This is a genomic window from Achromobacter sp. NCFB-sbj8-Ac1-l (assembly GCF_052695805.1).
This window is the reverse complement of sequence record NZ_CP199812.1, coordinates 2,081,504-2,101,899: the sequence shown is the minus strand read 5'-3', so window position 1 is coordinate 2,101,899 and position 20,396 is coordinate 2,081,504. Positions and strand designations below refer to the sequence as shown.

General features: G+C 65.5%; 10 protein-coding genes. 6 read left to right on the top strand and 4 right to left on the bottom strand.

Annotation, left to right across the window (positions count from 1 at the left end):
• Window positions 1-49: 49 nt before the first annotated feature.
• From asd to leuC, 4 genes are all read right to left on the bottom strand, one after another.
• On the bottom strand, window positions 50-1,180 hold the full coding sequence (gene asd, locus ACUDP5_RS09610) for an aspartate-semialdehyde dehydrogenase (RefSeq protein WP_263914745.1): 1,131 nt from the start codon (window positions 1,178-1,180) through the stop codon (window positions 50-52).
• A 289-nt stretch (window positions 1,181-1,469) separates the two neighbouring features.
• On the bottom strand, window positions 1,470-2,546 hold the full coding sequence (leuB, locus tag ACUDP5_RS09605) for a 3-isopropylmalate dehydrogenase (protein ID WP_263914744.1): 1,077 nt from the start codon (window positions 2,544-2,546) through the stop codon (window positions 1,470-1,472).
• 37 nt (window positions 2,547-2,583) lie between these two features.
• Complete coding sequence (leuD, locus tag ACUDP5_RS09600) at window positions 2,584-3,234, bottom strand: 3-isopropylmalate dehydratase small subunit (RefSeq protein ID WP_025135313.1); 651 nt, start codon at window positions 3,232-3,234, stop codon at window positions 2,584-2,586.
• 23 nt (window positions 3,235-3,257) lie between these two features.
• Window positions 3,258-4,661, bottom strand: a complete 1,404-nt coding sequence (gene leuC / locus ACUDP5_RS09595; RefSeq protein WP_263914743.1) for a 3-isopropylmalate dehydratase large subunit — start codon at window positions 4,659-4,661, stop codon at window positions 3,258-3,260.
• Window positions 4,662-5,187: 526 nt separating this feature from the next.
• On the opposite strand from leuC, the gene ACUDP5_RS09590 reads away from it, so the two are divergent.
• The 6 genes from ACUDP5_RS09590 to ACUDP5_RS09565 all read left to right on the top strand — a co-directional run bounded on the left by ACUDP5_RS09590 (window position 5,188) and on the right by ACUDP5_RS09565 (window position 20,287).
• On the top strand, window positions 5,188-6,702 hold the full coding sequence (locus ACUDP5_RS09590) for a TolC family outer membrane protein (protein ID WP_263914742.1): 1,515 nt from the start codon (window positions 5,188-5,190) through the stop codon (window positions 6,700-6,702).
• A 26-nt stretch (window positions 6,703-6,728) separates the two neighbouring features.
• Complete coding sequence (locus tag ACUDP5_RS09585) at window positions 6,729-6,941, top strand: hypothetical protein (RefSeq protein ID WP_183003363.1); 213 nt, start codon at window positions 6,729-6,731, stop codon at window positions 6,939-6,941.
• Window positions 6,925-9,096 carry a type I secretion system permease/ATPase gene (locus ACUDP5_RS09580; protein WP_445658623.1) on the top strand — a complete coding sequence of 724 codons (2,172 nt, stop codon included), beginning with the start codon at window positions 6,925-6,927 and terminating at the stop codon, window positions 9,094-9,096. Before ACUDP5_RS09585 ends, ACUDP5_RS09580 begins: the two co-directional genes overlap by 17 nt.
• Window positions 9,097-9,103: 7 nt before the next feature.
• Window positions 9,104-10,525, top strand: coding sequence for an HlyD family type I secretion periplasmic adaptor subunit (locus tag ACUDP5_RS09575; protein ID WP_263914740.1), 1,422 nt, complete (start codon window positions 9,104-9,106; stop codon window positions 10,523-10,525).
• A gap of 18 nt (window positions 10,526-10,543) precedes the next feature.
• The gene (locus ACUDP5_RS09570; RefSeq protein WP_263914739.1) at window positions 10,544-11,200 is read left to right on the top strand and encodes a helix-turn-helix transcriptional regulator; all 657 of its coding nucleotides are present in this window, start codon (window positions 10,544-10,546) and stop codon (window positions 11,198-11,200) included.
• A gap of 84 nt (window positions 11,201-11,284) precedes the next feature.
• A complete protein-coding gene (locus ACUDP5_RS09565; RefSeq protein WP_445658622.1) occupies window positions 11,285-20,287 on the top strand; it encodes a retention module-containing protein in 9,003 nt (3,000 codons plus the stop codon).
• Window positions 20,288-20,396: the final 109 nt, after the last annotated feature.

Below are 20,396 nucleotides of genomic sequence, written 5' to 3'. Positions count from 1 at the left end.
TGCGGGGACTGCCCTGGCGGATCGGGCGGCTTGCGCCGCCCGCCGGGCATCAGGCTTCGGCCAGCGCGATGCGCAGCATGCGGCGCAGCGGTTCGGCGGCGCCCCACAGCAGTTGGTCGCCGACGGTGAAGGCGCTGAGGTACTGCGGGCCCATCGACATCTTGCGCAGGCGGCCCACCGGAATGTCCAGCGTGCCGGTCACGGCCACGGGCGTCAGGTCGCGGATGGTGGCTTCCTTGGTGTTGGGAATGACCTTGGCCCATTGCGTGCCCTGGGCGATCAGCGATTCGATCTCGTCCAGCGGCAGGTCGCGCTTGAGCTTGATGGTCAGCGCCTGGCTGTGGCAACGCATTGCGCCGATGCGCACGCACAGGCCGTCGATGGGCGTGGGGGCCGTGCCAAAGGCAGCGCCGCGGCCGAGGATCTTGTTGGTCTCGACCTCGCCCTTCCATTCTTCCTTGGTCATGCCATTGCCCAGGTCCTTGTCGATCCAGGGAATCAGGCTGCCACCCAGCGGCACGCCGAAGTGGTCGCGGGGCAGCGCGTCGTCTTTCTGCTTGGCCAGCACGCCGCGGTCGATTTCCAGGATGGCCGAGGCGGGGTCGTCCAGCAGCGGCTTGACGGCGTGGTTGAGTTCGCCGAACTGGGTCAGGAGTTCGCGCATGTGCTGCGCGCCGCCGCCCGAGGCGGCCTGGTACGTCATGGAGGTCATCCACTCGACCAGGTCGTTGTTGAACAGGCCGGCCAGGCCCATCAGCATGCAGCTGACGGTGCAGTTGCCGCCGATGAAGTTGCGTACGCCGCGCTTGAGCGCCGCGTCGATGACGGGACGGTTGACCGGGTCCAGCACGATGATGGCGTCGTCGGCCATGCGCAGGGTGCTGGCCGCGTCGATCCAGATGCCGTTCCAGCCGGCGCCGCGCAGCTTCGGGTAGACCTCGGACGTGTAGTCGCCACCTTGGGCCGTCACGATGATCGGCAGTTTTTTCAGAGCGTCAATGTTGTAGGCATCTTGCAGCGGGCCTGCGCCAGTCGCCCAAGTGGGGGCGGCGCCGCCAGCGTTGCTGGTGGAGAAGAACACCGGTTCGATCAGTGCGAAGTCGTTCTCGTCGCGCATGCGTTGCATGAGCACCGAGCCGACCATACCGCGCCAGCCGACAAGGCCTACTGCTTGATTCATTTCAATCGCTCTTTAAAGGTGGGGACAAGGTCTGTTGGAAAAAAACGTGCAAGAACCCAACAATTTATCAGAATGCACGCGGGGATGTTGCGGCGCAGCTTGAAAAAACGGGGCCGCAATCATTGGGGAGCGGCTTTCGCGGCGCGGCGGCAACAACCCAAGGGAACAGGGCCGCCCGGTGGGCGGCCCTTGGACCATCGGGGCCGGGCTTGCGGCCCCCAACGGCGGCTGACCGGCGGCCGTGGGCCGGCAGACCGGGGCCACGCGGCCGGGCGGGCCCCTTGCGAGATCAGGCCAGGGCCTTGAGGACGGCGTCGCCCATGCCCGAGGTGCTGACTTTGGTGGTGCCGGGTTCGAAGATGTCGGCGGTGCGCAGGCCGTCGGCCAGCACGCGGCGCACGGCGGCTTCGATGCGGTCGGCCTGCGGCGCCAGGTTCAGCGAGTAGCGCAGCAGCATGGCGGCCGACAGGATGGTCGCCAGCGGATTGGCGATGCCCTGGCCGGCGATGTCGGGGGCCGAACCGTGGCTGGGCTCGTACAGGCCCTGGCCGCCGGCATTGAGCGAGGCCGACGGCAGCATGCCGATCGAACCGGTCAACATGGCGGCTTCGTCGGACAGGATGTCGCCGAACAGGTTGCCGGTCACGATGACGTCGAACTGGCGCGGGTTGCGCACCAGTTGCATGGCGGCGTTGTCGACGTACATGTGCGAGAGTTCGACGTCGGGATATTCGCGGGCCACTTCGATGACGATGTCGCGCCAGAACTGCGAGGTTTCCAGCACGTTGGCCTTGTCGACGCTGCACAGCTTCTTGTTGCGCTTGCGGGCCGATTCGAAACCGATGCGCGCGATGCGGCGCACTTCGGATTCGGCGTAGCGCATCGTGTCGTAGCCTTCGCGTTCACCGGCGAAAACGCCGTCCGGCGACGAACGCACGCCGCGCGGCGTGCCGAAATAGATGTCGCCGGTCAGTTCGCGGATGATCAGGATATCCAGGCCGGAGACGATCTCGGGCTTGAGCGACGAGGCGCTGGCCAGCTCGGGATACAGGATGGCCGGGCGCAGGTTGGCGAACAGGCCCAGCGCCTTGCGCAGGCCCAGGATGGCCTGTTCGGGGCGGAATTCGCGCGGCAGGCTGTCGTACTTCCAGTCGCCCACGGCGCCGAACAGCACGGCGTGGGATTCCTTGGCCAGGTTCAGGGTGGCCGGGGGCAGCGGGTGTTCGAAGGCGTCGAACGCGGCGCCGCCGACAGCGGCCTGTTTGATGTCGAAGGGCACGTCCAGCGCCTTCAGGACGCGCACGGCCTGTTCGACGATTTCGGGGCCGATGCCGTCGCCCGGCAAGACTGCGATGTTATGGGTCATGGAATGAAACGGTCCTGTGGTCGGTATGGGAAGGCGGTCAGGCGATGGGCCGGCTTTCGAGCCAGGGATGGCGGGCCAGGCGTTCGGCCTCGAACGCGCGGATCTTGTCGGCGTGGCGCAGGGTCAGGCCGATGTCGTCAAAGCCGTTGAACAGGCAATATTTGCGGAAGGGTTCGATGTCAAAACCCATTTCTCGCCCGTCGGCGGCCACGACCACCTGGCGTTCCAGGTCGATGCGCAGCTTGTAGTTGGGGAACGCCTTCACTTCGTCGAACAGGCGGGCCACTTCCAGTTCGGACAGCACGATCGGCAACAGGCCGTTCTTGAAGCTGTTGTTGAAGAAGATGTCGGCGTAGGACGGCGCGATGATGGCGCGGAAACCGTACTGTGTCAGGGCCCAGGGCGCGTGCTCGCGGCTGGAGCCGCAGCCGAAGTTCTTGCGCGCCAAGAGCACCGAGGCGCCTTGGTAGCGCGGCTGGTTCAGCACGAAATCCGGGTTGAGCGGACGCTTGCTGTTGTCCATGCCGGGTTCGCCGTGGTCCAGGTAGCGCAGTTCGTCGAACAGGTTCGGGCCGAAGCCGGTGCGCTTGATGGACTTGAGGAACTGCTTGGGAATGATGAGATCCGTGTCGACGTTTTCGCGGTCGAGCGGAGCCACCAGGCCTTCGTGAGTGGTAAATGCTTGCATGATGTGTACTCGGTGCGCGTTGCTTAACGGAAGGTGCGGACGTCGACGAAATGGCCGGCCACGGCGGCCGCGGCGGCCATGGCCGGGCTGACCAGGTGCGTGCGGCCGCCCTGGCCCTGGCGGCCTTCGAAGTTGCGGTTCGACGTCGAGGCGCAGCGTTCGCCGGGTTCGAGGCGGTCGGCGTTCATGGCCAGGCACATCGAGCAGCCCGGTTCGCGCCATTCGAAGCCGGCTTCGATGAAGATCTTGTCCAGCCCTTCGCGTTCGGCCTGTTGCTTGACCAGGCCCGAGCCCGGCACCACCATGGCCTGGCGCACATTGGACGCCACGTGCTTGCCACGCGCCACGACGGCGGCGGCGCGCAGGTCTTCGATGCGCGAGTTGGTGCACGAACCGATGAACACGCGATCCACGCGGATGTCGGTCAGCGGGGTGTTGGGCTTCAACCCCATGTATTCCAGCGCGCGTTCCATGCCGCTGCGGCGCACGTCGTCTTTTTCGCGATCGGGGTCCGGCACGCGGGAATCGACCGGCAGCACCATTTCGGGCGAGGTGCCCCAGGTGACCTGCGGCTTGATGTCGCGGGCGTTGACTTCGACCACGGTGTCGAACTTGGCGCCGTCGTCGGTGTGCAGCGTGCGCCAGTAGGCGACCGCATGGTCCCACAGCACGCCGGACGGGGCGAACGGGCGGCCGCGGAAATATTCGATGGTCTTGTCGTCGACGGCGACCATGCCGGAACGGGCGCCGGCTTCGATGGCCATGTTGCAGACCGTCATGCGGCCTTCGACGGACAGCGAGCGGATCGTGCTGCCGGCAAATTCGATGGCATGGCCGGTACCGCCGGCGGTGCCGATGATGCCGATGATGTGCAGGACAACGTCCTTGGCCGTACAGCCGAAGGGCAGTTCCCCTTCGACCTTGATGAGCATGCTCTTGGCTTTCTTCATGAGCAGCGTCTGGGTGGCCAGCACGTGCTCGACCTCGGACGTGCCGATGCCGAAGGCCAAGGCGCCCAGCGCGCCGTGCGTGCTGGTGTGCGAGTCGCCACAGACGACCGTCATGCCGGGCAAGGTGGCGCCCTGCTCCGGCCCGATCACGTGGACGATGCCCTGGCGCAGGTCGTTCATGCGGAATTCGGTGATGCCGTGCTTGTCGCAGTTGGCGTCCAGCGTGTCGACCTGCAGGCGCGAAACCGGATCGTCGATGCCCTGGGCGCGGTTCAGCGTGGGCACGTTATGGTCGGCCACGGCCAGGTTGGCGCCGACGCGCCACGGTTTGCGGCCGGCGATGGCCAGGCCCTCGAACGCCTGCGGGCTGGTGACTTCGTGCAGCAGGTGGCGGTCGATATACAGCAGACAGGTGCCGTCGGTTTCCTGGTGAACGATGTGGGCGTTCCAGAGTTTGTCGTAAAGGGTTTGGGCCATGGATGCGCTCTGCAATTGGACAGTCCGGCTCGGGCCTCGCGCGATTCAGGGCACATCGCCCTGCGCGCCGGCCACTGCGGCATGAAGGGAATTATGCACAGGCTCTGAACCTAGTACAACCACACCAAATATACTAGTACCAACACTACCATGGTGTGCGGCCGCGTGCCCCGCGATACCGATTTTGAAACGCTGGCCAGAGGCTGTGGCCGAATAATCACAAATGTTCGATCCCAAAAACAATTTGGATACAGAATTCGCAACCAGATATAATCACGCTTCAATGTGGCAAAGCAGAAACAGACATGATGCGCAATAAATCGCATTAATGGTTTTTGATTAATCCGTCCATATTGAATTTCGTCCAAATCACGAAATTTTTCGTTATTTTCGTGATTTTATTCGAAATAAATCCGACGAACCGGCAGATTGAGTCAAGACTTTACAAATCTTGAATCGCTAATTTTCACATCTGCACACAATATGCCGGTTACTAATCCAAAAACTTGACTCGCGAATAATCCCTATGGCTTCGTTCCTGCTTAAAACCACGGTTTCGGCCCTGGCCTTGGCATTCGTCCCTGCCGCATTTGCACAGCCCGCGCCCGCGCAATCCCCTGCTCCGGCCACCGCACCGGGAGTCACCACCCTGAACCAGATCGTTGAGCAGACGCTGCTCAGCAACCCTGAAATCCAGGCCAAGTACCATGACTTCCAGGCCTCCCTGGAAGGCCAGGCCGTGGCCCGCGGCGCATTCTTCCCGCAGGTCAACGCCCTGGGCTATGCCGGCCGCGAATACCGCAACAACGTGCCCGGCGTGGGCTCGCAGAACTGGAACCGCCCTGGCTATAACTTCGAATTGCGCCAGCTGATATTCGACGGTTTCCGCACCAGCAACGACGTCAAGCAGGCGGGCTTCGACAAGCTCTCGCGCTTCTATGACGTGCTGGCCACCAGCGACACCACTGCCCTGGCCGCCGTGCAGGCCTACATCGACCTGCAGCGCTACCGCGACATGGAACTGCTGGCCCGCCAGAACTATTCGCTGCACGAAGAAACCCTCAAGCAGATCGGCCAGCGCGCCGAGTCCGGCGTCGGCCGGCGCGTCGACCTGGAACAGGCCGGCGGCCGCCTGTCGCTGGCCCAGACCAACCTGATGACCGAAACGGCCAACCTGCTGGACGTGCAGCAGCGCTTCCAGCGCGTGACCGGCGCCTTCCCGCCGGAAGCGATGCAACCGGTTCCTGACGTGTCGGACAAACTGCCGGTCAAGCCTGGCAACTTCAACGAGTCGCTGCGCCGCAACCCCACCTTCCTGTCCAAGCAGGCCGCCCTGCAAGCCGCCGAGGCGGGCGTGGCATCGTCCAAGGGCGCGTTCTCGCCCAAGTTCGAATTCGTGGCCGCCACCGGCCGCGACCAGAACGACCCCACGCCCGAAAACCGCAACATCCGCAGCTCCAGCGTGCAGGTGGTGATGAACTACAACCTGTACCGCGGCGGCGCCGATTCGGCTCGGGTGCGCCAGACGGCAGCCCAGTCCTACGCCGCCCGCGACGTGCGCGACTACACCTGCCGCAACGTGCAGCAGGACCTGGCCGTGGCCTGGAACAACATCGCCAGCCTGCAGGAAAAGCTGCCCTTCCTGCGTGACCACGAACTGGCCACGTCCAAGGTGCGCGACGCCTATCGCCAGCAGTTCCAGATCGGCCAGCGTACCCTGCTGGACCTGCTGAACACCGAAAACGAGCTGTTCGAATCGCGCCGCGCGCTGACCAACGCCACCTACGACCTGAAGCTGGCGCAGTACCGCTGGCTGGCCCTGTCGCACAAGCTGCTGCCGGCGCTGACCCTGCAACCGGCACGCAACGAGATGCCCGAGGAAAACGGCAAGCTGGTGGTGTCGGACGACGTCATCAAGCTGTGCAACTCCACGGTGCCCGACTCGGCCCGCCTGACCCCGGTGCGCGTGCAATACAACGAGGGCAACCTGCCGCCCACGTTCGTGCCCGTGAACGCGCCGGCCAACCAGCCCCGCTCCTGATCAGGCATCAGGCGCAAGGAGGCCGCATGGCGAACCAGAACAACGACTTTTCGCAGTTGGATGCGGACTTTGTCCGCGTATTGGAAGACTTGATCGACGCGTTGATCGCCAACGGCACCTTGCGCCTGACCGATTTGCCGGTACAGGCCCAGCAAAAGCTCACCCAGCGCAAGCAACAGCGCGCGCGGCTCTCGGAACATCTGGACCTGCTGGATGACGAAGATGGACAAGTTATCTGAGATGGAACAGGCGTCCCGGGAATGGCGCGCCGACGCGCGCGCCGCACATGACGATCCGCTGCTGGACTGCCTGGTCGAAATCACGCGCCTGCACGGCGTGGCGTCGACCGCGCAGGCCCTGTCCGCCGGCCTGCCGCTGGAAGCGCACAAGCTGACGCCCGCGCTGCTGCCGCGGGCCGCGGCGCGCGCCCAGTTGTCGGCGCGCGTGGTCAAGCGTTCGCTGGACAGCCTGCCGCCCGACCTGCTGCCCGCCATCCTGCTGCTCAATGGCGAACGGGCCTGCCTGTTGCTGAAAAGAGACGGCGACGCCTATGTGATCAGCCACCCCGAGCTGGGCGGCAGCGCCGTCACCATGAGCGCCGCCGAGCTGGCCAGCCAGTACACCGGCCTGGTGTGCTTCGTGCGGCCGCAGTTCCGCTTTGACGCACGCGCCCCGGAAGTCGCCAAGGTGCGCGAGCGCCATTGGTTCTGGGCCGCCATCATGGAAAACCGGCGGCTGTACCGCGACGCGCTGGTCGCCGCCCTGCTGATCAACGTGTTCGCCATGGCGATGCCGCTGTTCACCATGAACGTGTACGACCGCGTGGTGCCCAACAACGCGGTGGAAACGCTCTGGGTGCTGGCTATCGGCATCACCCTGGTGGTGATCTTCAACATGATCCTGAGCACGGCGCGGTCCCACGTGGTGGACAGCGCCAGCAAGCGGGTCGACGTGCGCCTGTCGGCCCAGATCATGGAACGCGTGCTGGACCTGCGGCTGGAAGGCCGGCCGGTGTCGGTGGGGTCATTTGCCGCCAACCTGCGTTCGTTCGAGTCGATCCGCGACTTCATCGCGTCGGCCACCATCACCGCCCTGGTGGACCTGCCCTTCATCCTGCTGTTCCTGGCCGCGCTGGCCTGGATCTCGCCGTGGATGGTGCTGCCGCCGGTGGTTGCCATCGTGCTGATCCTGCTGGTCTCGCTGGCCGCCCAGGCGCGGATGGAAGCGCTGACGATGGCCACGTTCCAGGCATCGTCGCAGCGCAACGCCACGCTGGTCGAGGCCCTGACGGGGCTGGAGGCCGTCAAGACCCTGAACGCGCAGGGCGCGATCCAGCGCAATTGGGAACGCGCCACCGAATTCATCGCCCAGAACGGCGGCAAGCTCAAGCTGATCTCGTCGTCCACCGTGGGCTTCGTGCAAGCGATTCAACAGCTGGTGTCCATTTCGGTGGTCATCATCGGCGTGTACCTGGTGCAGGACGCGGCGCTGTCGATGGGCGGCATCATCGCCGCGTCGATGATCGCCGGGCGCTGCCTGGCGCCGCTGGGCCAGGTGGCCGGCCTGCTGATGCAGTACCAGAACGCGCGCACCTCGCTGGGCTCGATCGACAGCTACATGAAGCTGCCGATCGAACGCCCGCCCGAGGCCGAATTCCTGCATCGTCCGGTATTCCACGGCGCGCTGGAATTCCGCGACGTGAGCTTCACCTATCCCGGCGCCACCCAGCCCGTGCTGAAGAAAGTGTCGTTCAAGCTCAAGCCGGGCGAGAAAGTCGGCATCATCGGCCGCATCGGCTCGGGCAAGACCACGCTGGAAAAGCTGGCCCTGGCGCTGTACCAGCCGACCGAAGGCGCGGTGCTGCTGGACGGCGTGGACGTGCGCCAGATCGACCCGGCCGACGTGCGCCGCGCCATCGGCCACGTGCCGCAGGACCCGATCCTGTTCTACGGCAGCCTGAAGCACAACCTGGCCATGGGCGCACCCTATGCCGACGACGCCAGCATCCTGGCCGCCGCCAACCTGGCCGGGGTGACCGAATTCGCCAACCTGCACCCCAACGGCTTTGACATGATCATCGGCGAGCGCGGCGAATCGCTGTCGGGCGGCCAACGCCAGTCGGTGGCCGTGGCGCGCGCCCTGATCAACGACCCGCCCATCCTGCTGCTGGACGAACCCAGCAGCAACATGGACCACCAGAGCGAGGCCCAGTTGCGCCGCCGCCTGGGCGAAGCCAGCGCCAGCAAGACCATTTTGCTGGTGACCCACCGTACGGCCCTCTTGGACCTGGTCGATCGACTGATCGTCATCGACAACGGCCACATCGTGGCCGACGGCCCCAAGGAACAGGTCGTCGAAGCGCTGCGCCAGGGGCGCGTCGGACGGGGAAGCTGAGGCAAGCATGCAGAAAATTCCAGGTCAAAAACGGCCGAGCCTGCTCGGCGCGCCGTGGCGCAAGCTGCGCGGCGTCTTCATATTCTTCTTCGACCGGCTGCTGGACGGCGCCGAGAAGGGCAAGCCCGAGCAACGCTCGGACTACGTGGGCAACGCCGAATGGGTGATCCACGAATCCCAGGCCCGCGGCGCCCGGGTGCTGCTATGGATGAGCCTGCTGGCGCTGGCCGCCCTGCTGGTCTGGGCGGCGATCGGCAACATCGATGAAGTCGTGCGGGGCGAAGGCAAGGTGGTGCCGTCGCGCCAGGTGCAGATCATCCAGAGCCTGGACGGCGGCATCGTCCAGGAACTGCTGGTGCGCCCGGGGCAAGAGGTCGAGGCCGGCCAGACGCTGCTCAAGATCGACAACACGCGCTTTGCCTCGTCGCTGGGCGAGAACAACGCCGAATACCTGTCGCTGCTGGCCAAGTCCGCTCGCCTGCACGCGCTGGCGACGGGCGAGCCCTTCGTGGCGCCCGAGGAAGTGCTGGCCCAGGCCCCTGGCCTGGTCGAAATGGAGCGCAACGCCTGGCAGGCCCGCACCACCGAACTGAACGCCACCGTCAATGTGGCGCGCGAACAGCTCAAGCAGCGCCAGGAAGACCTGCGCGAGACCATTGCCAAGCGCGATCAGGCGTCGGCCAGCTGCAGCCTGACCTCGCGCGAGCTGCAGGTGACGCGCCCGCTGCTCAAGAGCGGCGCGGTGTCCGAAGTGGACCTGCTGCGCCTGCAACGCGACGTGGCCCGCTATTGCGGCGAACAGAAAGGCGCCGAGGCCCAGATCGACCGATTCCAGGCGTCCATCAAGGAAGCCCAGAGCAAGCTGGAAGAGTCCGAGCTGAACATCCGCAACCTGGCCCGCAACGAGTTGTCGGAAACCAACACCAAGCTGGCCACGCTGCGCGAAGGCAAGCTGGCGCTGGCCGACCGCGTGAAGCTGGCCGAAGTGCGGGCGCCGGTGCGCGGCACGGTCAAGACGCTGTTCAACAACACCGTCGGCGGCGTGGTGCAGCCAGGCAAGGACATCATCGAGATCGTGCCCAAGGACGACACCCTGCTGCTGGAAGTGCGCATCCTGCCGCGCGACATCGGCTTCCTGCATCCGGACCAGAAGGCGGAAGTGAAGTTCACCGCCTACGACTTCGCCATCTACGGCGGCCTGGAAGGCAAGGTGGAACAGATCGGCGCGGACACGGTCACCGACGAAAAGGGCAATTCCTACTACGTGGTGCGGGTGCGTACCGACCGCAGCACCGTGGGCGAAAAGCTGCTGCCCATCATCCCCGGGATGGTGGCCGAGGTTCATATCCTGACCGGCAAGCGGACCGTGCTGCAGTACCTGCTCAAGCCGATCCTGCGGGCCAAGGCCAATGCGTTTACTGAACGTTGAGGAGTGCTGGAAGGCGTTATGAAATCCGTTCCTGTCTTGTTGGTTACGCACGACGACCTGCTCTGGCAGCACTGGCGCGCCCTGGACCCCACGCGCTGGCTGGCGGCCCGTGGCCGCGGCCTGGCGGATCTGCAGCGCTGGCGCGAACAGGGCCGCATGCTGGCCGTGGTGGATACGGGCCTGCCGCGCCTGCCTTCCTGGCAGGACCCGTCCTGGCTGCCGCTGCTGTCCGGCCTGCAGGTCGTGGTGGCCAGCCCCAGCCCCAATGACGAGCAAGGCGCCCAGGCCCTGGGCGCTGGCGCGCTGGGTTACTGCCATGGCTATGCACCGGCCCAGGCGCTGGCCCAGGCGCTGGAGGTCGTGGCGTCCGGCGGCATCTGGATGGGCCGCTCGCTGGTGACCCGCCTGCTGCGGCTGGTGACCGAGCGCGCCCAGGACGCCTCGACCTGGGACAACGGCGCCCTGACCGAACGCGAGATCACCGTGGCGCGCTATGCCGCCAGCGGCCAGTCCAACGCCCAGATCGCCGAGGCGCTGGGCATCACCGAACGCACGGTCAAGGCGCACCTGTCGGCGGTATTCGAGAAGCTGGGCGTAACCGACCGCCTGCAATTGGCGCTGCGGGTGCATGGCATTTCGGCGCCCGTCGACGCGCGCGGCAAAGTTCCTTCCTGAACCTGTCCTTGAGGACAATACCGCCGCCCGCTCGTCCTCTCTAGTATCTGGCCATCTTGGACAAATCCCTGAAACGGAACCGACATGGCCAACTCTACTCCCGCAGTCGTCACTGAAATCACCGGTCGCGCTTGGATACGCAATAGCGACGGATCGCTGACCGAGCTGCGTCAAGGCAGCAACGTCCCCGCCGGCAGCGACATCGTCACCGCCTCCGGTGCGACGGTGGCCCTGCAAGTCGAGAACGGCATGCCGATCGTGATCGGGGAAAGCCGTGAAGTGGCCGTAAACGGGGACATGGCCGGCCCCTTGGCCGACCCGTCCGAAGCCGCGGTGGCCGCGCCCAAGGGCACGGATTCCGACCGCCTGCTGGCGGCCCTGCAAGCCGGCCAGGACCCGTTCGAGGTGCTGGACCCGACCGCCGCCACCCTGACCGGCGGCAGCGGCGATGACGGCGGCGGCAGCTTCGTGCGCCTGGCCCGCATCCTGGAATCCACCAGCCCGCTGGACCTGGCCTACCCGAACCCGGGCCGTGGCGTCGACACGATTGACCGCGCGTCCAGCGGCACGGGCGCCGGCGACGGAACCGGCGATGGCACCGGCACCGGCACCGGCACGGGCCCCACCGCCCCTGCCAACAACGCCCCCATCGCCGCCAATGACTCGGCCCGCATCGGCGAAAAGGCCACCGCAAGCGGCAATCTGCTGACCAACGACCGCGACCCCGACGGCGATCCCCTGACCATCGCCTCGGTCAGCGGCCGCACCATGACCCCGGGCGGCCTCACCGTCACCGGCTCGAACGGCGGCACCTTCGTCGTGCAGCCGGACGGCAGCTACACCTTCGTGCCGGGCACCAGCTTCCAGCACCTGCCCGAGGGGCAGACCGCCACCACCACGATTTCCTACGTGGTCACCGACCCCAGCGGCGCAACCTCGACCGCCACCGTGGAAATCACGGTCGTGGGTGCCAATGACCCCGCCCAGATCACCGCATCCAAGCCGGGCGACGACGCCGGCACGGTCAAGGAAGACGAAGTCTCCACGGCCAACGGCAAGCTCAATGTGGTGGACGCCGACGACGGCCAGTCGTTCTTCGTGGCCGTGGCCGACCGCCCGGGCACCTACGGCACCTTCTCGCTCGACGCCAACGGCAACTGGGTCTACAGCCTGAACCAGGCCGACCCGCGCGTGCAGGCCCTGGCCGCCGGCGAGTCGCTGACCGAGACCTTCACGGTCACCACCGCCGACGGCACCACCGGCCAGGTCGTCATCACGATCAACGGCACCAACGATGCCCCGACCATCAGTGGCGCCGCCACCGGCGACGTCACGGAAGACGCCACCACCGCCACCGTGTCTGGCCAGCTGACCCAGCAGGACGTCGACACCAGCGACACGCACACCTGGTCGGTCAACAACGACGGCAAGGGCACCTACGGCACGTTCACCGTCGACCAGAACGGCAAGTGGACCTACACGCTGGACAACGCCAGCGCCAATGTCCAGGCCCTGGCCGCAGGCCAGAAGGTCACCGACACCATCACCGTCACGGTGGACGACGGCCACGGCGGCACGGCCACCCAGGTCATCACCATCGAGATCACCGGCACCAACGACGAACCGACCATCACCGGCGACGCCACCGGCAACGTCAAGGAAGACGCCGTCGACACCACCGTGTCCGGCCAACTGACGCCGCACGATGTCGACACGCTGGACACCCACACGTGGACGGTCACCGACGGCGGCCGCGGCCAGTACGGCTCGCTGACGATCGACCAGAACGGCAAGTGGACCTACGTGCTGGACAACACCAGCCCCAGCGTCCAGGCCCTGGCCGAGGGCCAGAAGGTCACCGACACCATCACGGTCAAGGTCGACGACGGCCACGGCGGCACGGCCATCCAGACCATCACCATCGACATCACCGGCACCAACGACGCGCCGACCATCACCGGCGAAGCCACCGGCAGCGTCACGGAAGACGCGGTGTCCAACTCGGTGTCCGGTCAGTTGGCGCAGCATGACGTCGACACCAACGACACGCACACGTGGACCGCCACCGACGGCGGCCGCGGCCAGTATGGCTCGCTGACGATCGACCAGAACGGCAAGTGGACCTACGTGCTGGACAACACCCGCCCCGGCGTCCAGGCCCTGGCCGAAGGCCAGAAAGTCACTGACACCATCACGGTCAAGGTCGATGACGGCCACGGCGGCACGGCCATCCAGACCATTACCATCGAGATCACCGGCAGCAACGACGCGCCGACCATCTCCGGCGAAGCCACGGGCGGCGTCAAGGAAGATACCGCCGACACCACCGTGTCCGGCCAGCTGACCCAGCACGACGTCGACGCCACCGACACCCACACCTGGTCCGTCAACAATGACGGCAAGGGCACCTACGGCAACTTCACCGTCGACCAGAACGGCAAGTGGACCTACGTGCTGGACAACGACAGCAAGAACGTCCAGGCCCTGGCCGAAGGCCAGAAGGTCACCGACACCATCACCGTCACCGTCGATGACGGCCACGGCGGCAAGGCCACCCAGACCATCACCGTTGAAATCACCGGCACCAACGACGCCCCGACGCTGTCGGGCACGGCGACCGGCAACGTGACCGAAGACGGCACCTCCACCGCCACCGGCAAGCTCGACGTCGCCGACGTCGACACCAACGACACCCACACCTGGACCGTCGGCAACAACGGCAAGGGCGAGTACGGCACGCTGACGGTTGACCAGAACGGCAACTGGACGTACGAACTGAACAACGACGACCCCAAGGTCCAGGCCCTGAAGGCGGGCGAAAAGGTCGTGGACACCATCACCGTCACCGTCGACGACGGCCATGGCGGCACCGTCACCCAGGAAATCAAGGTCACCGTCACCGGCACCAACGACACGGCGGTCGTGACCCCGAGCAAGCCGGGCGATGACCTGGGCAGCGTCACCGAAGACGGCACCCTGACCACCGGCGGCAAGCTGGACGTGACCGACAAGGACGCAGGCGAAGCCAACTTCAAGCCGCAGGCTGGCGTCGTGACCGAACACGGCAAGTTCTCCATCGATGCCGATGGCACCTGGAAGTACGAGCTGAACAATGCGGACCCGAAGGTCCAGGCCCTGGCCCAAGGCGAAAAGCTGACCGAGACCATCACGGTCACCACCGCCGACGGCACGACCAGCGTCGTCACCATCACGATCAACGGCACCAACGACGCGCCGACCATCTCCGGCGAAGCCAAGGGCGGCGTCAAGGAAGATACCGCCGACACCACCGTGTCCGGCCAGCTGACCCAGCACGACGTCGACACCACTGACACCCACACCTGGTCCGTCAACAATGACGGCAAGGGCACCTACGGCAACTTCACCGTCGACCAGAACGGCAAGTGGACCTACGTGCTGGACAACGACAGCAAGAACGTCCAGGCCCTGGCCGAAGGCCAGAAGGTCACCGACACCATCACCGTCACCGTCGATGACGGCCACGGCGGCAAGGCCACCCAGACCATCACCGTTGAAATCACCGGCACCAACGACGCCCCGACGCTGTCGGGCACGGCGACCGGCAACGTGACCGAGGACGGCACCTCCACCGCCACCGGCAAGCTCGACGTCGCCGACGTCGACACCAACGACACCCACACCTGGACCGTCGGCAACAACGGCAAGGGCGAGTACGGCACGCTGACGGTTGACCAGAACGGCAACTGGACGTACGAACTGAACAACGACGACCCCAAGGTCCAGGCCCTGAAGGCGGGCGAAAAGGTCGTGGACACCATCACCGTCACCGTCGACGACGGCCATGGCGGCACCGTCACCCAGGAAATCAAGGTCACCGTCACCGGCACCAACGACACGGCGGTCGTGACCCCGAGCAAGCCGGGCGATGACCTGGGCAGCGTCACCGAAGACGGCACCCTGACCACCGGCGGCAAGCTGGACGTGACCGACAAGGACGCGGGCGAAGCGGTCTTCAATCCGCAGAACGGACTCCAAGGCGAACATGGCAAGTTCTCCATCGACGCCAATGGCAACTGGACGTACCACCTGGACAACGCCTCTTCCGCCGTCCAGGGGCTGGGCGCGGGCGAAACGCTGAAGGAGACCTTCACGGTCACCACGGCTGACGGCACCGAAAGCACCGTCACCGTCACGATCGAAGGCACCAACGACGATCCGAAGCTGTCCGGCAAGGTCGATGGTGCGGTGGCCGAAGACGGCACCGCCGTCGCCACCGGCAAACTCGACGTTGCCGACGTGGACGTGAACGACAAGCACACCTGGACCGTCAACAACGAGGGCAACGGTACGTACGGCAAGTTCACCGTCGACCAGAACGGCAACTGGAAGTACGAGCTGGACAACGCCAGCGACAAGGTGCAGGCCCTGAAGGGTGGCGAAAAGGTCACTGACACCATCACCGTGACGGTGGACGACGGCCATGGCGGCACGGCCACCGAGACCATCGTCGTCACCATCACCGGCACCAATGATGCCGCCGTGGTGACCCCGAGCAAGCCGGGCGACGACAAGGGCACGGTCAAGGAAGACGAAACCACCACGGCCAGCGGCAAGCTGAACGTGGCGGACAAGGACGCCGGCGAAGCCAGCTTCCAGGCCCAGGTCGACCACCCGGGCCAGTACGGCAAGTTCTCGATCGATGCCAACGGCAACTGGTCCTTCAAGCTGGACAACAACGCCGCCGCCATCCAGCAGCTGGGCGCCAAGGACAGCCTGACCGAGACCTTCACGGTCAAGACGGCCGACGGCACCACCAGCCAGGTGGTCATCACGATCAACGGCACCAACGACCTGCCGACCATCACCGGCCTCACCACCGGCAACGTCAAGGAAGACGGCGCGCAGACCACGACCGGCCAATTGACGCCGCATGACGTCGACGCGACCGACAAGCACAGCTGGTCGTTCGACAACGTCGCCAACAGCGGCAAGGGCCAGTACGGCACCTTCACGCTCGACCAGAACGGTAAGTGGACCTACGTGCTGGATAACGACAGCGCCAAGGTCCAGGCCCTGGCCGACGGCCAGAAGGTCACCGACACCATCACGGTACTGGTGGACGACGGCAACGGCGGCAAGGCCACCACCACCCTCGTCATCGACATCACCGGCACCAATGATGCCGCCGTGGTGACCCCGAGCAAGCCGGGCGACGACAAGGGCACGGTCAAGGAAGACGAAACCACCACGGCCAGCGGCAAGCTGAACGTGGCGGACAAGGACGCCGGCGAAGCCAGCTTCCAGGCCCAGGTCGACCACCAGGGCCAGTACGGCAAGTTCTCGATCGATGCCAACGGCAACTGGTCGTTCAAGCTGGACAACAACGCCACCGCCATCCAGCAGCTGGGCGCCAAGGACAGCCTGACCGAAACCTTCACGGTCACCACGGCCGACGGCACCACCAGCCAGGTGGTCATCACGATCAACGGCACCAACGACCTGCCGACCATCACCGGCCTGGCCACGGGCAACGTCAAGGAAGACGCCACCCTCACCACCGTGTCGGGCCAGTTGGCCAAGCACGACGTCGACGCGACCGACAAGCACACCTGGTCCGTCAACAATGACGGCAAGGGCACCTACGGCACCTTCACCGTCGACCAGACGGGCAAGTGGACCTATGTGCTGGACAACGACAGCACCAAGGTCCAGGCCCTGGCCGAAGGCCAGAAGGTCACCGATACCATCACGGTCACGGTGGACGATGGCAACGGCGGCAAGGCCACCCAGACCATCGTCGTCAACGTCACCGGCACCAACGACGCCCCGACGCTGAGCGGCGCCACCACCGGCAACGTCAAGGAAGACGGCGGGCTGACCGCGACCGGCCAGCTGACGAAGTCGGATGTCGACACGAACGACACCCACACCTGGTCCGTCAACAACGACGGCAAGGGCACCTATGGCACGTTCACGGTCGACCAGAACGGCAAGTGGACCTACGTGCTGGACAACGGCAGCGCCAAGGTCCAGGCCCTGGCCGAAGGCCAGAAGGTCACCGACACCATCACCGTCACCGTGGACGACGGCCATGGCGGCACGGCCACCAAGACGATCGTCATCGATATCACCGGCACCAACGACGCCGCCGTCATCACCCCCAGCACGCCGGGGGCCGACAAGGGCACCGTCAAGGAAGACACGATCGACACGGCCAGCGGCAAGCTGAACGTGACGGACAAGGATGCCGGCGAAGCGGTCTTCAAACCGCAGACCGACTTCCAGGGCCAATACGGCAAGTTCTCGATCGACGCCAACGGCAACTGGTCGTTCAAGCTGGACAACACCGCCGCCGCCGTGCAGCAGCTGGGCGCCAAGGACAGCCTGACCGAGTCCTACACGGTCACCACCGCGGATGGCACCACCAGCAAGGTGGTCATCACCATCAACGGCACCAACGACCTGCCGACCATTACCGGCCTGGTCACCGGCAACGTCAAGGAAGACGGCACGCTGACCACGAGCGGCCAGCTGACCAAGCAGGACATCGACGCCACCGACAAGCACACCTGGACGGTCAACAACGGCGGCCAGGGCACGTACGGCACCTTCACCGTCGACCAGACCGGCAAGTGGACCTATGTGCTGGACAACAACAGCGCCAAGGTGCAAGCCCTGACCGAAGGCCAGACGGTGAACGACGTCATCCGGGTCACGGTGGACGACGGCAACGGCGGCACCGCGTACAAGGACATCACCGTCACCATCACCGGCACCAACGACGTCGCCAAGATCAGCGGCCAGACCGGCGGCACGGTGATCGAAGACAACACGCTGCTGACCTCGGGCAAGCTGACGGTGTCGGATGCCGACGCCGGCCAGAGCAGCGTCGTCGCCCAGACCAGCGTGGCGGGCAAGTACGGCACGTTCTCGATCGACGCCAACGGCAACTGGACCTACTCGCTGAACAACGGCCTGAAGGAAGTGCAGGACCTGCCCGCCGGCAAGGTGCTCAAGGAGAGCTTCGAGGTCACGTCCGCCGACGGCTCGGCCAAGCAGACCATCACGGTCGACGTGGTGGGCACCAATGATGCCCCGGTCGCCGCAGACAACGCGACCACCGTCAGCGCCGGTGCCGGCCATGCCTTCACCACGGCCGAGTTCAACTTCAATGACGGCGCCGAAGGCAATTCCCTGCAAAGCGTGATAATCACGCGCCTGCCGACCGACGGCACCCTGACCCTGAACGGCCAGCCCGTGACGGTGAACGCCGTGATCTCGGCGGCGGACATCGCCGCGGGCAAGCTGGTCTACACCCCGTCGGCCGCCGGCCAGGACACCTCGTTCGGCTTCCAGGTCCGTGACGATGGCGGCACCGCCAACGGCGGCAAGGACACGTCGGGCGAGTACAACTTCGCGCTCAAGACCAACAACTTCATCTCGGGCGACAACGACGGCAGCGGTACCGGCACCAAGCCGCCCATCAACGGCGGCAGCGGCGACGACGTCATCCTGGGCGACAAGGGCGGCACCGTCACCACGGTGGAGCCGGGCAAGAACTACAACATCGCGATCGTCGTGGATACCTCGGGCAGCATGGCGGACCCGTCGGGCACGAAGGGCCTGTCCCGCATGCAGTTGACGATCGACGCGCTCAAGAACCTGGCCAACAGCCTGAAGGGCCACGACGGCATCGTCAACGTGGCGCTGATCGGCTTCGAGTCATCGGCCAGCACCAAGTACACGGTCAACGGCCTGAACGCGAGCAACGTCAATGACCTGATCAAGGCCATCGAAAAGCTCAGCGCCAGCGGCGGCACGAACTACGAAGGCGCGTTCAAGGAAGCCCTGACCTGGTTCAACAAGCAGCCCTCGTCGTCCAACGGCAAAACATTCGAGAACGTCACGTACTTCCTGACCGACGGCGACCCCACGTTCAGCAACAACGGCAGCAACGGCAGCGGCAACAGCACCGACTACCGTGACATGAAGGATGCCGTCGACGCCTTCAAGGGCCTGAGCGGCAAGAGCGCCGTCCACGCCATCGGCATCGGCACGGGCGTGAACGAGGGCTACCTCAAGTTCTTCGACAATTCCAGCGTCACCGGCACGGGCACCGTCTCGTTCCCGGGCGACTACTGGTGGAGCCCCAACCAAACCGTCACGGGTGCGGTCGGCCAGCCCCAGATCGTCAACACGTCCAAGGACCTGGCGGCCGCGCTGCAAGGCGGCTCGTCCAGCACGGACCCGGCCGCTGTCGGCAACGACATCATCAACGGTGGCGCCGGCAACGACATCATCTTCGGCGACACGCTGAACACCGATGGCAGCGTGCTGAACTGGAGCTCCGTGGGCGGCCGCCCAAGCGACCTGCTGCAAGGCTCGGGCCTGAAGGCGCTGCAAGTGTTCCTGGAAATGCGTGACGGGCATCCGCCGACCAACAGCGACCTGTACGACTACATCAAGGACCACCACGCCGACTTCAACCTGGCAGACGACCCGCGTGGCGGCAACGACACGATCCACGGCGGCACCGGCGACGACATCCTCTACGGCCAGGGCGGCGACGACATCCTGTACGGTGACGACGGCAACGACATCATCTACGGTGGTGCCGGCGACGACAAGCTGTACGGCGGCGACGGCAACGACCTGCTGCACGGCGGTTCGGGCAACGACACGCTGGAAGGTGGCAACGGCAACGACATCCTGATCGGCGGCAAGGGCGATGACACGCTCATCGGCGGCGCCGGCAGCGATACGTTCAAGTGGGAACTGGGCGACCAGGGCACCACCGCCAAGCCGGCCGTGGACACGATCAAGGACTTCGCGCTGGGCAAACCGGCGGATGGCGGCGACGTGCTGGACCTGAAGGACCTGCTGGTCGGCGAAAAGGACGGCACCCTGACCCAGTACCTGAACTTCCACAAGGAAGGCAGCAACACGGTCATCGACGTCAACACGCAGGGCAAGCTGGGCACGCAGGGCGCGGACCAGAAGATCGTGCTGGAGAACATCGACCTGACGCAAGGCGGGCAATTGAACAACCAGGCGATCATCAACGACCTGCTGCAGAAGGGAAAGCTGAACGTCGATCACAGCTAAGCCCGTCACCGTCCAGGGCCGCCCGCGGCCCTGGACGGTCCGAAGCACCGTGCGCGACGCGTTGGCGGCGCGGGGATTTTTTCCGGCTGACACCTGAATCACCCGGAAA

Coding starts and splice junctions, on each gene's coding strand:
- ACUDP5_RS09580 (WP_445658623.1), top strand. CDS start 6,925: ATGGACAAGTTATCTGAGATGGAACAGGCGTCCCGGGAATGGCGCGCC.
- leuC (WP_263914743.1), bottom strand. CDS start 4,661: ATGGCCCAAACCCTTTACGACAAACTCTGGAACGCCCACATCGTTCAC.
- ACUDP5_RS09590 (WP_263914742.1), top strand. CDS start 5,188: ATGGCTTCGTTCCTGCTTAAAACCACGGTTTCGGCCCTGGCCTTGGCA.
- ACUDP5_RS09570 (WP_263914739.1), top strand. CDS start 10,544: ATGAAATCCGTTCCTGTCTTGTTGGTTACGCACGACGACCTGCTCTGG.
- ACUDP5_RS09565 (WP_445658622.1), top strand. CDS start 11,285: ATGGCCAACTCTACTCCCGCAGTCGTCACTGAAATCACCGGTCGCGCT.
- asd (WP_263914745.1), bottom strand. CDS start 1,180: ATGAATCAAGCAGTAGGCCTTGTCGGCTGGCGCGGTATGGTCGGCTCG.
- ACUDP5_RS09585 (WP_183003363.1), top strand. CDS start 6,729: ATGGCGAACCAGAACAACGACTTTTCGCAGTTGGATGCGGACTTTGTC.
- ACUDP5_RS09575 (WP_263914740.1), top strand. CDS start 9,104: ATGCAGAAAATTCCAGGTCAAAAACGGCCGAGCCTGCTCGGCGCGCCG.
- leuD (WP_025135313.1), bottom strand. CDS start 3,234: ATGCAAGCATTTACCACTCACGAAGGCCTGGTGGCTCCGCTCGACCGC.
- leuB (WP_263914744.1), bottom strand. CDS start 2,546: ATGACCCATAACATCGCAGTCTTGCCGGGCGACGGCATCGGCCCCGAA.